The following is a 14,025-nucleotide window of genomic DNA, read 5'->3' as shown; positions in this document are numbered from 1 at the left end:
GGAATGATCGGCCTGGTCTCTTACGTGAGATGACGCCAGACGCCCCGCGAGCCCGCTGGCCGACGTCAACGCTCATCGCGCCCCAACGTCCGCTGTCCATCCGGGTTGCCCAGGAGCGCGCGTTGCACGGTCACGGTGTCGACGCCGAGTGGTCGCGATCGTGTCAATCGTTGCGGCCCTTCGCGCATAGCGCCTGTGCACCTGGATCGCCTCGACACACAACTGAGCAAACACGGGAATGATGTCAAAAAAGGCCCGGCCCGAGGGGCCGGTCGTATCGATCGCCGGTTCCGCTAACGAACGAAGACCGATGCCGCGTTCGCTCAACTCATGAAGCAGCGCAATCAACCGATCGTCACAACCCGACCGATCCAACTGGCTCAGCTGGCAAACCAACACAAGGTCACCGGCCCGCAATCAGTCCAGGCAGGCCGAGAACTGCGGCAGCGAAGCCTTATTCCTCGACTCGCCGTGGTCCACGTACACGCGCTCGGCGCCAGCCGCGGTCAACGCGATCTCTCTCATCAACACTCTGCTTGCGCGTTACAACACGCGCGTAACCGATGACGGTCATCGCTACACAACTCGCTCGGCGGCGCTGCGGGCTGCCCGCCCGCGCATCACGAGTCCTTCTGAATATGGGGGACGGGTGCGTGGGCGTGAGCCGGCACCGCTTCAGCTTCGGATGGTGACTCTCCTCCGCCCTGCGTGGCCGGCCGAGTGGGATCGGTCTCCGGTTCGGGATGGCGCCGGGATTGCACGATGATCAGAATGATCCCTGCAATGGCGACGAGGGTGGCGATGAGCATGTTGATCTTGAACCCGCCGAGTTCGAACTCGGTGGGGTCGAGTCGAAATGACTCGAACCAGGTGCGGCCCATCCCGTAGATGACGAGGTAGAGACCCAGCGCTCGTCCCCACCGGAGGCTGAAACGCCGTTCGGCGAGCAGGATGATGGCCACCCCGAGCAGATTCCACAGAATCTCATAGAGAAACAGGGGATGAAATAGGGTGCCCTCGGGCAAGCCGGTGGGAAACGCGGGCTGTGTTGGGTCTATTTGCAGACCCCAGGGGAGGGTCGTCGGAGTGCCGAAGAGCTCTTGGTTGAAGTAGTTTCCGAGCCGTCCGAACGCTTGGGCCAACAACATCCCCGGGGCCAGGGCGTCGGCGAAGGACAGGAAGCGCAGTCCTGCCCGGCGGCAGGCGATGTAGGCGCCGAGACTGCCGAACAGGATGGCGCCGAAGATGGCCAGGCCTCCTTCCCACACGTAGAGCGTCTTCCAGAGGTCAGCGCCGGGGAAGAAGTAGTCGGTGGGGTGGGTGACCACGTGATACAGCCGGCCGCCGATGATGCCGAAGGGCACAGCCCAGAGGGCAATGTCGAGCACCGTGCCGGGCGTCCCGCCCCGCGCTGTGAGCCGCCGGGAGGTGAGGATTACGGCCGCGGCTATCCCGGCGAGTATGAAGAGGGCGTAGAAGTGGATCTGGAAGGGTCCCAGTTGGATGGAACTGATGTCGGGGCTGGGGATGCTGGCGGGAACGTTCATGGGCTCGTTGTCGTTTCTTGGATTCTCGAAGTGTGTGAGGGTGTCATGGGTTGGCGGCGTCGCCGAGAACTGATGTCCACGTGGCACCGAAGTCCGGGGAGGCGCTGATCCCGCGCTGGTCGGCGACCAGGATCCAGGGTGAGCTGCCGCCGACGGCGCTGAGGGCTTCGGGTGCACCCTGTGCCTCGCCGGTCTGCGTCCACAGGCCCGTTTCATCCTGTCGCCACAGCGCACCGGCGGGGTCGACGCCAACAAGCTCGCCCCCGGCACTTTCATCGAAGATGTCCACCAGCAGCAGGACGGGGGCGTCGGAAACGGCGCCGAAGGTACGGCCACCGTCGGCACTCTCTATGAGGCCGTCCGCTGTTGTCGCGATGACCCGATCGGGATCAGACGGGTCAGCTGTCAGGTCCCGGATCGGTGCGGTCGCCCCCTTGGCCCAGGTGAAACCGCTGTCGTCGCTGATTGACAAGGCACCTTGCTGCGCGTCATACCCGTAGATGCGGAGTTCGCCGGTGGGCAGAGTCACGGTGTCGAGGTCATGAAAATCCGTCTGTCCGCCCAGAGATACAGCGTCCCACGTTTGTGCCTGGTCGCTGCTGGACACCAACCCGAGGTTTGGTGCCTTGGAGGCAGATTGTTCTGCTGGGTCCGGGTGGCCAGACATGTAGAGCAGCCCTGAGGGGGAAACCGTAAACCCCATGGCATCTGGGGCGCGGCCACCGATCTGGGTCAGCTCTGTGTCAGCGGGCTGGGCCGCACCGGTGAGATAGGTATCCGGCAAACCACCTGTCGGGATTAACCACACGCCGTGGTGGGTTGCCACGTACGTGTTTCCGCTCCCGGGGTCAGCGCCAAGCCCATGAATGTGCTCAAACGCGATACCCGGATTCGACGGACTCGATGACTCTTCGGCCGTGGAGCAGCCGGCAAGGGCAGCGGCTGCTCCCGCAGCGATCAGTATCGTACCGACCAAATGGGACCGGCGCATCCTAGCCAAGGGTGATGCCTCGTGCGCTCATGAAAGACTCTGGATCGATGCGGGCTCCATCAACTCGAGTCTCGAAGTGCAGGTGGCAGCCGGAGGACGCTCCGGTGGTCCCGACCAACGAAATGGTCTGCCCGGCGGACACCTGTTGGCCGTTGCTGACCAGAATTTCGCTGTTGTGCGCGTACCCGGTCTGAACACCATTGCCGTGATCGATCAGTACCCAATTGCCGTAACTACCGAGGTACCCGGAGTAGATGACTGTGCCCCCTGTTGCGGCCTTGACCGGGACGCCACATCCGGCGGCGAGGTCTGTGCCGTAGTGGAACGCGCCCACTCCGGCGACGGGTCTATTGGGACGCGGACCGAAGGGGGAGCTATTCCATCCGGAGACGGGCAATGCCCAGCCTTGGCCGCTGAGCTGACCGGAGTCTGACCCTGACCCGCTCGACCCTCCCGAACTGCCCGTGGATGCTTTAGCGGCGGCTGCGGCTGTAGCCGCGGCGGCTGCGGCCGCAGCCTCGGAAGCGCGTCGGGCTTCCTCGCCTTTGGCAAAGTCGGCTTCTGTGGCGGCGCGTCCCTCGGTGAGGACGGCGAGTTGGGCTTGCATGGTGCTCGCGTTTGCTTGCTGCTCGGCGAGTGCGACTTCCACTGCGGTGCTGGCGGCGATTGCTTTGGTGAGGGCGGTCTCGGCTTGCTTGGCCAAGGTGCCGAGCTCTTTTTGTGCCACTTTCGCCTGGTCGGTCAGGGCGGTCGCGGAATTTCGGTCTGATGCGGCCTGATCGTAGACCGCGGCGGAACGTTCCGTGAGTTTGCTCATGGCGCCCAGTTGATACAGCAGAGCATCTGTCTTGTCTCCTGCTAGGAGGATGGCCGTAGAAAGGTTGGGGCCCCCACTACGGGCGAGCCCTGCCGCGAGCCGGCCGGCTTGTTCGCTGGAAAGTGCGGCCTGCGCGCCGGCCTCGTCAGCCTGGGCTTGCAACGTTGAGGCGCGGTAGGTGGCCTCGTCGAAGGCGCCCTGGGCCTGTTCGAAATCGGCGCTGCGGCGTGTGGACTCTTCCTGCGCGGCGGCGACTTCGGCTGTCAGGCCGGATATGAGGGTGTTGAGTGTGCTGATTTGGTCCTGTTTGGACGTTTCGTTCGCTCTCGCGTTTTCAACATCGGACCAGGACGGATACTCGGCTGCTTCTGCCGGTGGGGCTGCCCAGCCCGCACCTGACACCAAAGTGAGGACCACGGCCGCGGCCCAGAGGGCTTTGAGGTTCCGGCGCGGCGGGCGGCGTTGCTCTCGCTGAGGGCTCGTCATTGTGTGCTCACTTTTTCTGTTAGCCAGTCGTACGGGTCGATCGGGGTGACCCCGTCGAGAAGAATTTCGAAGTGAAGGTGTGGCCCGGTGCTCTGGCCGGTATTTCCGACGTTTCCCACCAGCTGGCCGACGAGGACGGGGTCTCCGACGGCAAGTGCCAGGGTGCCTTCCGTCATGTGGGCGTACAGGCTACTGACGAGTTGCCCATCGATCATGTGGTCGATGATCGCGTACACACCCAGTCCGCTTTTGTCAGTGCTGGAGACTTCTCTCACGACGCCATTCGCGACAGCTTGGATTGGAGTATTCACGCCCGGGTTCATATCGATGCCTTTATGGAAGCTGGAGCACCCGTCGCACGGTGGAATCCGAGGGCCAAAGTCAGTGGTGATGGGGACTCCGACAAGGAAGGGCCATTGAATGGCGGAGCCGAGATAGTTCACGTAGGTATTGGCGGTCTGGGAGTAGACGCCCGGGAGCGAGTCCTTAGTCCGCAGAGTCTCCTGGATGGCTTGGGACGTGTAAGTGTCCTGGGCAACGGTGATGGTTTCGTTTCCGGACGCCGTCAAGCTTTGTACTCCCATATCGGATCGCTCGGTGGGCGCAGCGAGGGTCTGCGCGTAGGGGTTCACGGCGAGGGCTGGGACCGAAACGCTGACCGCGAGGAGGGCAGCGAACGCTAAAGCGACCCCGGAAGATAGCTGTTTCCGGAGGGTGACTTTCATGCGGCGGGCCGGTCGACGGGTCGCTGGAAAAGGCCGTTGTGCTCGGCGGCGGCGGTGCGGGTGTTTCTCGGCCAGGCGCAATTGTTTGCGGGAGAGATCAGGTGATGCGGTCATGAAGAGATGGTCCTTGCGATCACAATGGCGCGCTCCATCGGTGCCTCAGGGAGGCGAGGAGATGGTGTCCGGGTTGGGCGCGCCGCGGATCGGGGCCGCGATGCGCGGCCTCGATCAGGGTGGAGGGGTTCTAGAGAGTGGCGAGGATGTCGTTCATGACATCAAGCTCGGCGGTTTGGCTGTCCACGATGTTTGTGGCCATGTCCACCGCGTCCGGGTTTTGACCCTCGTCGATCTCGGTCTGAGCCATCGCAATGGCGCCCTCGTGGTGAACGGTCATCTGTTCGAGGAAGAGCTTCCCGGCGTCCTCTGACGACGCCGACTTGAGGGCGTTCATTTCGTCGTCGGACATCATGCCGTCCGTGCCGTGATCCATCTCGGACATGTCCATCTCGCTGGAGCTGGTGTCATCTATGCCCCATGCGGTCAGCCAGGATTCGAGCTGTTTGATTTCTGGCTCCTGGGCGGCCTTGATCTCGGTGGCCAGATCCACGATGCGCTGGTCGATGCCGTCCTTCGCAAGGAGGTCGTCGCTCATTTCAACGGCCTGTTCGTGATGGGGGATCATCATCTGGGCGAACTCGATGTCCGCGTCAGCGAAATCGACCGAGGAGGCGGAGGAATCGGGGGAGCTGGGGGCGGCGGATGAACCGGTATCGGTGGTTCCGCCGGAGCAGGCGCTGAGAGTGAGTGCGGCTGCGATGGCCGCGGCAGTAAGGAGGTAGGTACGTGGCTTGGGCATTGTTAATCCATTCAGAGTCGGGCGTGAGAAACCGGTTCGCCATACGGCGTCATGAGGGCCGGCGTCAAGTGACGCGATGGCCAATGCCGGTTTTAGGTGCGACTGATGGACAGAACGACCAAGCTCGGCCGGAAAAGATGAAGTGCAGGGCCCCGGAAATCTGCGACGATCCGCCCGCCCGCGTCGAGGAGGCGCCGATACGTTGCCGGGTAGCGCGCGAGCACGATTAGCGCGGCCAGGACGAGTAGCAGGGCGCAGGTCATCGCCCACACTGCACAGACGAGCATGCAGTCGGCGCAGCCGAGGAGTCCGACTTCGGTATGCGCAATTAGTGGAATGACCGCGGCCACAGCTCCGGCGGTTATGAGAGCCGTAGCTTCTCCGGCGGCAGGTGGGGCGGTTTCATGGGCGGCAGCGTCGGCAGTATGTGAGATTGAGCCGTGACTGCCGATCATGGAGTGCATGGCGAGCAGGCTCAACAGCATGGCTGCCAACACCAGAGCGGCCGTGAACACGTTGGAGTAAACGGGCTTTCGGCGACGACCAGAAGCAGCAATACTCTGCGAGTTCATGTCACCTCCAGTCGGCCGAAAAATAGATACCCTGCTACCGTATCGGCACTCGACAAATTTCAGCTGGGAATGCCGGGGTGCAGGTCAGCTGATCTCGACCGGGCGAGCCTTCAGGCTGGGGGAGATCGTCTGTGTCTCCCGTAAGTTGAGCCCGCGAAAGCCGCGCAGTCGCAGGCTATTGCTGACGACGAAGACCGACGACAGTGCCATGGCGGCACCGGCGATCAGCGGATTGAGCAGGCCCAGCATGGCAAGAGGGATCGCGGCCACGTTGTACGCGAATGCCCAGAAGAGGTTGGCCTTGATAGTTGACAGAGTGCGCCGAGAAAGCCGGATGGCGTCGGCGGCGGCGACCAAGTCGCTTCGTATCAGGGTCAGATCGCTGGCCTCGATGGCGACGTCGGTTCCGGTGCCCATGGCGATGCCAAGGTCGGCGGTGGCCAACGCCACGGCGTCGTTCACTCCGTCGCCGACCATGGCTACTACGCGCCCTTCTAGCTGGAGCGCCCGGATGACTTCGGCTTTCTCGGCCGGGAGGACACCTGCGCGAACATCAATGATTCCGAGTTCTGTACCTACGACGCGAGCCACGGTCTCGTTGTCACCAGTGAGGAGCACGGGCCGCAAACCCAGGCGACGAAATTCCTTGATCGCGGCGGCACTGGAGTCCTTGACAACGTCAGATACAGCCAGGATGCCCTGCGCCTGCCCATCCCAGGCGACGGCTACAGCAGTCTGTCCCCGCGACTCGCAGGAGGACAAGGCGAGCTTGAGCTCGCTGGGTAGCTCAATGGACCAGTTCTCACTGAGCCAGCTGGGGCGTCCCACTAGCACGACTCGTCCGTCCACAATGGCCTGCACGCCGAGACCATCCGTGGACGAAAATGACTCCGGCGTCGGAAGGGTCAGCAGACGCGCTCTCGCTCCGGTCACGATCGACTTGGCGATCGGGTGTTCTGATCCCGACTCTGCAGCGCCGGCGAAAACGAGGAGTTCCTCGTCGGTGACGTTTTCATTTGGGTGGACAGCAACGAGGGTCATCTGCCCCGTTGTGACAGTGCCGGTCTTGTCCAAAACGATGGTGTCGACTCGTCGGGTCGACTCGAGAATCTGCGGTCCCTTGATAAGGATGCCCAGTTGAGCGCCCCGACCGGTCCCGACGAGCAGAGCCGTTGGCGTGGCCAACCCAAGCGCACAGGGGCAGGCGATGATCAGTGTCGCTACCGCTGCCGTGAATGCGACCACGGGGCCGGCTCCGATCAGAAGCCAGACAACGAGGGTGCCGAGGGCGAGGGCAATCACGATCGGCACAAAAATGGCGGATACTCGATCAGCGAGTCGTTGCACTTCCGCTTTGCCGGTCTGGGCCTGTTCGACCAGGCGCCCTAGCTGGGCCAGCTGTGTGTCGGCCCCGATACGGGTTGCCTGGATGACGAGGCGCCCACCGGAGTTCAAAGTAGCGCCGACCACGGCATCGTCCGGGCCAACCTCCACGGGAACGGACTCGCCGGTGAGCATGCTCGCATCAACCGCCGAGTTGCCCTCGACGACGGTGCCGTCCGTGGCGATTTTTTCGCCGGGCCGCACCACGAAACGGTCTCCGACAATTAGAGATGACGTGGGCACAGTTGTTTCGACGCCGTCACGCAGCAGTGTTGCTTCTTTCGCGCCCAGCTCGAGTAAGGCACGGAGCGCAGCGCCGGATTGCTTCTTCGCGCGTGCTTCGAAGTATCGGCCGGCAAGGATGAAGACCGTGACAGCCGACGCTACTTCAAGGTAGATTTCGTGCGCGCCGCCGCCGGGTTCTGTGGCGAGGCTGAAGCTCATTGTCATTCCGGTCATTCCCGCGGTGCCGAAGAACAGGGCGTATAGCGACCACCCGAGTGCCGCGAGCACTCCCATACTGATCAAGGTGTCCATGGTCGCTGCGCCGTGCCGCAAGTTGACCCAGGCAGCGCGGTGGAAGGGCCAGGCGCCCCAGATCGCTACGGGACCGGCGAGCGAAAGAGCAAGCCACTGCCAGTTGGAGAACTGGAGTGGAGCGATCATGGACAAGGCCACGACCGGTGCGGCCAACACCGCAGAGATCACAAGTCGCTGGCGAAGACTTTCAACTTCCTTTTCGGCCTCGGTGGGCACCCCGGCCCCGTCAGGCGAGGGGCTCACGGGACGGGGGAGAACGGCTGTATATCCTGTTGCCTCGATGGTTGCGATCGCATCCTCAACGGACGTCCCGTCCGGAATGAACACGCTCGCCTTCTCAGTCGCGTAATTGACGGTGGCCTCGACACCCGTCATCCGATTGAGCTTTTTCTCGATCCGCGCCGCACACGAAGTGCAGGTCATTCCGCCAACGACAAGATCGACCTGCACGCCGCTCATCGGGTCTCGACGATCATTTCATAGCCAGCCTCATCGATCGCCGCGGCAACTGCGGCGCGGTCGACCGGGCTACTGCTCGACACGGTGACCCGCGAGAGGCCGCCAGGAACAAGCTCAACATCGACCCCCTCAGCTCCCGCTACCCTGCCCACTTCCGCGGTCACGCTTGCAACGCAGTGAGAACAAGTCATCCCTGCCACCTGGAACGTGTCTGTCATGCTCGAGTGCGTCCCAGCGATCCGTACATCGGACTCAGCTGCAGGCGAGCCCGCATGAGCACTGCACGAGCACGATGAGTCCGTAAGGCCGAGGTCATTCTTCATTTCAGTGCACATTGTGGTTCCTTTCGTTTCAGACGGCTAATTTCCGCCCTCTTTACCCCGGGGGGGTACAATGAAAGTTATACCCCCTTAGGGTATAAAGTCAATCACGATCAGCCCGCTAGTATGGGGAAACCCGCCCCCGGAAGCCGCTGACGGGACGAATTGCACGGTTCGGCCGCTCCGGATTTGGATGGAGGGCCATGAAAGAAGGGTGACATCCTCATGACCGATTCACGGAATCTGGCCGCTCCCGCGCCGACCGCCACCCACGGATACATCTCCAACAAAGACGAATACCTCAACCGACTGCGACGCATCGAAGGGCAGGCTCGCGGCCTCCAGGGGATGGTCGCGAACGAAAAATATTGCATCGATATTTTGACGCAGATCTCGGCCATGACGAGCGCGTTGCATTCGGTGGCCTTGGGTTTGCTCGACGAGCACCTCAATCATTGCGTGGTCGCCGCCGTGGAAGCCGGCGGCGACGAAGGGGACCTCCAGATGAAGGAAGCGTCTGTCGCCATCGCCCGGTTGGTTCGCTCCTAGCCGCATGCTGCCCCGCGGGCATCGCGGCCGCAATATTTGCGCCAACCGTGCTGTGGAGATAGCGCAACGACGCTCTAAAAGAATTTAACGAACGACGGCCGGCACCATCCCTCGGGCGGGAGCAGCGCTGCTCGTGGTCCAGTAGCCAAGTCGGCTCTTTACATATTCCTCCGAACATCACCGACGGCTGATTTCGATAATCCCTAACCGCGACGGTCACAGTAGCCCGCGGCACCGCTTCACCTACAACGAATTACCTGCGTCGGCGGAAACGTCGAATCCGGTCGCTTTCCGCGCGACCAGTGCCACCTAGGGTGATGCCTATGGCGAGGAGCAGGCCTGCCAGTCCGAGGCTTGAAAGTGTCAGTTCGACTCCTGCGCCGATAAGCGTGGCCGGTGTTGTGGTTGTGCTTAGAGGGACATCTTGAACCATTGAACCGGGTTCGAATGTAGGCAAGCGGTCGATTGTGCTCCCGTCCGGGGCGATGATGGCCGAGGTACCCACCGTCGAAATGTTCACAACGCTGCGTCCGTATTCGATGGCACGCAGGCGGGCGATGGCAAGTTGCTGGACACTCTCGTCGCTGTCGCCGAAATCCGCATTGTTGGATGGGGCCAGGATGATCTGAGCTCCGCCGACGATCATCTGGCGGATGAGGTTGTCATCGACGATGTCGAAACAGATTGCCACCCCTGCCTTCACATCATCTATGTCAAGTACGTTATCTCGCGTGCCGACCGTGTAGTCACGGGGGATTAGCGAGAGCAAGTCCGGTGCAAGGGGGTACCAAAAGTCTCGGTCTGGGATGTACTCGGCAAATGGCACCGGGTGAATCTTGTCGTACTGATCGATAGCTCCAACGCCGGGTTTCCAGAGCAGCAGGCTGTTGAAAACGTCGTCGCGTGAGGAAGTGATGGTTCCGGTGACCAGCGGAGCGTTCATTCGTCTGGTCACCAGGTCGAGCGTCGCCGCGGACTGTCCGACGGTGAGCGGATCGAGATCGGCAGCGTTCTCCGGCCACACAACTACGTCGACGTCCTGTCCGTAGAGAGGCTCGGTGGCTGCAACATGGTTGTCAAGAATCTCACCCGGCGCGTACTCCGCAAACAATCCGGCGTCCGAGTTGCCTTGAACGGCCGCGACTCGCATGGTCCCCGACTCGACGATAGGAACGGGCGGCACGAGGAGGAGCACTGTGATTAGGCCAATCGGCGCGGCGCTGAGGGCTGCCCGCCTTCTGATGGTTGGACCGCGCACGACTTGGACGAACAATGCGCCGACCCAGGCGAGCACGAAGGAAAGCCCGGATATTCCCACCCACGCCACTAAGTCGCCGAAGGGGCTTTCCGACTGGCTGAAGGCCAGCCGGCCCCAGGAGAAACCGCCGTATGGCCAGTTGCTCGTGACAAACTCCCGCAGAGTCCACAATCCGGCGATGACAATCGGTGTAAGTCCGAGCCGCCCACAGGCCCCAGGAAACGCGCGATCGGTGAATCGCCAGGCCATCGCGATGAGCGCGCACCCCGCTGCGAAAAACACAGCCTCAAGACCGGCGAGGGCAAGCCAGGGTACCGGGCCGAGATAGACGGTGAGCCAAAAAATTTGGGTTCCCCAGAAGACTCCTCCTCCGACAAGGCCTACCAGCAACGCCCCGCCGAGCCGGCGACCAAGAACAGATCCGAGAATGAGGGGAGTGCCAATAAGGACTAGCGGCCACCAGCCCAGACCGGGGAACGCCATGGCATTCACTACGCCGCCACTCGCCGCCAGCGCGACGGAAAACCAGAGTGGCGGCCGTTCGCGCCCGAAACCAAGCGTTCCCCGAGTTTTTAGTTCAGCGGCAGTCTCCTCCGTTTGGATTAACAAAGATGTCCCACCCGGGCGTCCGGGCCAGGTCGGACCCGAGTGCCGGTGACGGGAGCACCGTTGCGGTTGTCGGGGCATGTGTCGGAAAAACTTGGCAACTCTAACTTTCCTTCCAGCTGCATTGGCAACGCGGCGGCCATCAGTCGACACGAGAGCGAGGACCATAGGCACATACCCCCCTAGAGTACCCAACCTGGGTCCGGACTGTTGGCAAGTTCAGCAAACAGAACGCCTGTCCGTAGACAAATACCCAGGGGGGGTATAGCGTCGGTGTGGAGGGAGGCAATCGTGATCCCGCAAATGTTGAAGGAAGGAACTGTTCATGAGCATCGAAGAGGTATCTGCAGTCATGGAAGTGGGGGGCGTCCAGTGGGCGTCGTCCAAGGCCGTCGCCGAATCCATGCTCAGCCATCGCCCCGGGGTCATTCGGGTTGAGGCGAACCCGATCGCTCAAACGGCGCTCGTCACTTTTGACCCTGGGCAAACTTCCATAGCTGATCTGACCCGTTGGGTACAGGACTGTGGCTATCATTGCGCGGGTCGTTCGGTTCCCGACCACATTTGCGACCCCCAAGAAACCCCCAAGGGGTCGGACAACGAGTCTCAGCCGATGGAGATGAGTCATGACGCGTCGATGGCGAATGAGGGGCATGACGCGTCGATGACGCACAAGGGGCACTCCGCCAGGACTGCCCAGGAGACCATGGGCCACGGCGGAGCTCACGCAGGGATGTCGATGGACGCCATGGTGCGTGACATGCGCAACAGGTTCTTAGTAGCGGCGGTTCTGTCAATACCGATCATTCTCTGGTCGCCAATCGGGCGGGACGTGATCGGCTTCGCCCTACCCGCGCCCTTCGGCCTCCGAGATGACGTGTTCTCGTTGCTGCTGTCCCTCCCGGTAATCTTCTACGCGGCCTGGATCTTCTTCGATGGCGCGTTCAGGGCGCTGCGAGCTCGGACGTTGGACATGATGGTGCTCGTAGCGGTGGGCGTCGGCGCCGGGTGGCTATACAGCGTGATAGTCACCTTGACCGGCGGCGGCGATGTCTTCTACGAAGCGGCCACGGTGTTGGCCAGCTTCGTTCTACTGGGCCATTGGTTCGAGATGCGGGCCCGCGGTGGCGCGAACGACGCTATCCGAACCCTGTTGGAACTCGCTCCGTCCATGGCTGTCGTTCTTCGAGATGGCGAGGCGATCGAATTGCCCACCGCGGAGGTTCTGCCCGGTGACCTCATGATGGTGCGGCCGGGTGCGAAGATCCCGACTGACGGAGTCGTGGAGGAGGGCGACTCTGACATTGATGAGTCCATGGTGACGGGCGAGAGTCTTCCGGTCGCAAAATCGGTTGGATCCGCCGTCATCGGCGCAACGGTCAACACCACGGGCACGCTCCGAGTTCGGGCAACGAAGGTCGGCGCAGATACCGCCTTGGCCCAGATTGTGGCTCTGGTTCAGGAAGCCCAGAATTCGAAGGCACCCGGTCAACGCTTGGCCGACCGAGCCGCGTTCTGGCTCGTTCTGGTTGCCCTCATCGGTGGCGGACTGACCCTGGCGGCATGGCTCTTCACGGGAGCCAGCCTCCCAACCGCCATCCTCTTCGCCATTACCGTTGTTGTCATCACATGCCCGGATGCGCTCGGGTTGGCCACGCCAACGGCCATCATGGTCGGCACCGGGCTCGGCGCGAAGCGAGGAGTTCTGTTCAAGAACGCCACTGCCTTGGAAACCGCGGCCCGAATCGACACCGTTGTCATGGACAAGACCGGCACCCTCACCAAGGGGCAGCCGGAGGTCACAGACTTCCTCACCGTCGGCTATGACGAGAAAACACTCCTGGCCCTCGTCGCCGCCGTCGAGCGAGAATCTGAACACCCCCTTGCCGGGGCAGTCGTTGACTACGCAACCACTAGAAACGTCCCGGCCTTGAAAGCGTCGGACTTCCGGAACGTTCCAGGGCACGGTGCCGGCGCCACCGTGGACGGCCGCAGGGTGCTCGTGGGCAACCGCAAGCTGCTCCTCGACCAGGGGGTAGACGCAGGGCCGGTCATCCCGCAACGCGACGAGTTGGCGGCGACGGGTCGCACGGCTGTTTTGATTGCTGTTGACGGCCAGGCAGTGGGGGTCATCGCCCTCGCCGATGCCGTTCGTGAGACCGCCGCCGCCGCAGTCGCAGCGCTTCACGATGCAGGGATCGAGGTCGTGATGCTTACCGGCGACAACGCGGCAACTGCGAACCGAATCGCGACCCTGCTTGAGATTGACACGGTCATCGCCGACGTCTTGCCCGAGGAGAAGTCAGCAAAAATCGCCGCGCTCCAGCAGGCCGGGAGACGAGTTGCCATGGTTGGCGACGGAGTCAACGACGCTCCCGCGTTGGCTCAAGCTGACCTAGGAATCGCTATTGGAGCGGGGACAGACGTCGCGATCGAGACCGCGGACGTGGTCCTCATGCGCTCCGATCCGCTCGACGTGCCCATCGCCCTGCGCATCGGCAAAGGCACGGTTCGCAAGATGCGTCAGAACCTCGGGTGGGCTATCGGTTACAACGTCATCGCACTCCCGATCGCAGCGGGTATTTTCTACCCCGGGTTCGGAATCAAGCTCAGTCCCGAGATCGCGGCGATCTCCATGTCAGGCTCAAGCGTCATCGTCGCGGTCAATGCGCTGCTGTTGAAGAGGCTGCACCTGCCTGACTCGGCTGACACCCAAACGGCAAGGACGACACAACCAGTGGTGAGCGAAACCCATTAGTCAGGCTTTTGACAAAGATTGACTGGGGATATGGGCTCGGAGACCGGCACGGGGTGAACGCGGAGGGACAATGAGAGCATGATGTCAACCGCCTTCGGGCCACAAACTACTGCGGGGCCGCGGCCGCGAGTGTTGGTGGTCGACGACGAGTTGCCGCT

The 14,025-nt window shown here is 62.4% G+C and carries 12 protein-coding genes; 2 read left to right on the top strand and 10 right to left on the bottom strand.

Annotated features, from left to right (window positions below; genetic code table 11):
* Positions 1-72: 72 nt before the first annotated feature.
* The 9 genes from E3O42_RS18930 to E3O42_RS18465 form a co-directional block, all read right to left on the bottom strand.
* Entirely contained in the window at positions 73-417 is a 345-nt protein-coding gene (locus E3O42_RS18930) for a recombinase family protein (protein ID WP_134453079.1), read from the bottom strand.
* Positions 418-620: 203 nt separating this feature from the next.
* Positions 621-1,547 carry a prolipoprotein diacylglyceryl transferase gene (gene lgt / locus E3O42_RS06035; protein ID WP_134453078.1) on the bottom strand — a complete coding sequence of 309 codons (927 nt, stop codon included), beginning with the start codon at positions 1,545-1,547 and terminating at the stop codon, positions 621-623.
* A gap of 43 nt (positions 1,548-1,590) precedes the next feature.
* Positions 1,591-2,538, bottom strand: a complete 948-nt coding sequence (locus E3O42_RS06030; protein WP_338144929.1) for a F510_1955 family glycosylhydrolase — start codon at positions 2,536-2,538, stop codon at positions 1,591-1,593.
* A gap of 1 nt (position 2,539) precedes the next feature.
* Positions 2,540-3,772 carry a M23 family metallopeptidase gene (locus E3O42_RS06025; RefSeq protein ID WP_134453076.1) on the bottom strand — a complete coding sequence of 411 codons (1,233 nt, stop codon included), beginning with the start codon at positions 3,770-3,772 and terminating at the stop codon, positions 2,540-2,542.
* Positions 3,773-3,837: 65 nt separating this feature from the next.
* Positions 3,838-4,680: a M23 family metallopeptidase gene (locus tag E3O42_RS06020; protein ID WP_134453075.1), complete on the bottom strand. Its 843-nt coding sequence runs from the start codon at positions 4,678-4,680 to the stop codon at positions 3,838-3,840.
* 130 nt (positions 4,681-4,810) lie between these two features.
* Positions 4,811-5,422 carry a DUF305 domain-containing protein gene (locus tag E3O42_RS06015; protein ID WP_134453074.1) on the bottom strand — a complete coding sequence of 204 codons (612 nt, stop codon included), beginning with the start codon at positions 5,420-5,422 and terminating at the stop codon, positions 4,811-4,813.
* 92 nt (positions 5,423-5,514) lie between these two features.
* Entirely contained in the window at positions 5,515-5,994 is a 480-nt protein-coding gene (locus E3O42_RS06010) for a hypothetical protein (protein ID WP_134453073.1), read from the bottom strand.
* 84 nt (positions 5,995-6,078) lie between these two features.
* Positions 6,079-8,376 carry a heavy metal translocating P-type ATPase gene (locus E3O42_RS06005; RefSeq protein WP_134453072.1) on the bottom strand — a complete coding sequence of 766 codons (2,298 nt, stop codon included), beginning with the start codon at positions 8,374-8,376 and terminating at the stop codon, positions 6,079-6,081.
* Positions 8,373-8,594, bottom strand: coding sequence for a heavy-metal-associated domain-containing protein (locus E3O42_RS18465; protein WP_255454966.1), 222 nt, complete (start codon positions 8,592-8,594; stop codon positions 8,373-8,375). Before E3O42_RS18465 ends, E3O42_RS06005 begins: the two co-directional genes overlap by 4 nt.
* Positions 8,595-8,921: 327 nt before the next feature.
* Between E3O42_RS18465 and E3O42_RS05995 the strand changes: the two genes are divergently transcribed.
* The gene (locus E3O42_RS05995; RefSeq protein ID WP_134453070.1) at positions 8,922-9,245 is read left to right on the top strand and encodes a metal-sensitive transcriptional regulator; all 324 of its coding nucleotides are present in this window, start codon (positions 8,922-8,924) and stop codon (positions 9,243-9,245) included.
* 253 nt (positions 9,246-9,498) lie between these two features.
* Here the strand turns inward: E3O42_RS05995 and lnt are convergent, their stop codons facing one another.
* A complete protein-coding gene (gene lnt, locus E3O42_RS05990; protein ID WP_255454965.1) occupies positions 9,499-10,995 on the bottom strand; it encodes an apolipoprotein N-acyltransferase in 1,497 nt (498 codons plus the stop codon).
* 439 nt (positions 10,996-11,434) lie between these two features.
* On the opposite strand from lnt, the gene E3O42_RS05985 reads away from it, so the two are divergent.
* Complete coding sequence (locus tag E3O42_RS05985) at positions 11,435-13,867, top strand: heavy metal translocating P-type ATPase (RefSeq protein ID WP_134453069.1); 2,433 nt, start codon at positions 11,435-11,437, stop codon at positions 13,865-13,867.
* Positions 13,868-14,025: the final 158 nt, after the last annotated feature.

The sequence above is a fragment of the Cryobacterium adonitolivorans genome (assembly GCF_004402695.1).
Taxonomy (GTDB): domain Bacteria; phylum Actinomycetota; class Actinomycetes; order Actinomycetales; family Microbacteriaceae; genus Cryobacterium; species Cryobacterium adonitolivorans.
The sequence above is the reverse complement of the archived record's forward strand: the minus strand, read 5'-3'. Positions and strand labels throughout refer to the sequence as shown.

Excerpts from the sequence above, each read along its gene's own strand:
- E3O42_RS06005 (WP_134453072.1), bottom strand. The coding sequence starts at position 8,376 with ATGAGCGGCGTGCAGGTCGATCTTGTCGTTGGCGGAATGACCTGCACT.
- E3O42_RS06020 (WP_134453075.1), bottom strand. The coding sequence starts at position 4,680 with ATGACCGCATCACCTGATCTCTCCCGCAAACAATTGCGCCTGGCCGAG.
- E3O42_RS05995 (WP_134453070.1), top strand. The coding sequence starts at position 8,922 with ATGACCGATTCACGGAATCTGGCCGCTCCCGCGCCGACCGCCACCCAC.
- E3O42_RS06010 (WP_134453073.1), bottom strand. The coding sequence starts at position 5,994 with ATGAACTCGCAGAGTATTGCTGCTTCTGGTCGTCGCCGAAAGCCCGTT.
- lgt (WP_134453078.1), bottom strand. The coding sequence starts at position 1,547 with ATGAACGTTCCCGCCAGCATCCCCAGCCCCGACATCAGTTCCATCCAA.
- E3O42_RS18465 (WP_255454966.1), bottom strand. The coding sequence starts at position 8,594 with ATGACAGACACGTTCCAGGTGGCAGGGATGACTTGTTCTCACTGCGTT.
- E3O42_RS05985 (WP_134453069.1), top strand. The coding sequence starts at position 11,435 with ATGAGCATCGAAGAGGTATCTGCAGTCATGGAAGTGGGGGGCGTCCAG.
- E3O42_RS06030 (WP_338144929.1), bottom strand. The coding sequence starts at position 2,538 with ATGCGCCGGTCCCATTTGGTCGGTACGATACTGATCGCTGCGGGAGCA.
- E3O42_RS06015 (WP_134453074.1), bottom strand. The coding sequence starts at position 5,422 with ATGCCCAAGCCACGTACCTACCTCCTTACTGCCGCGGCCATCGCAGCC.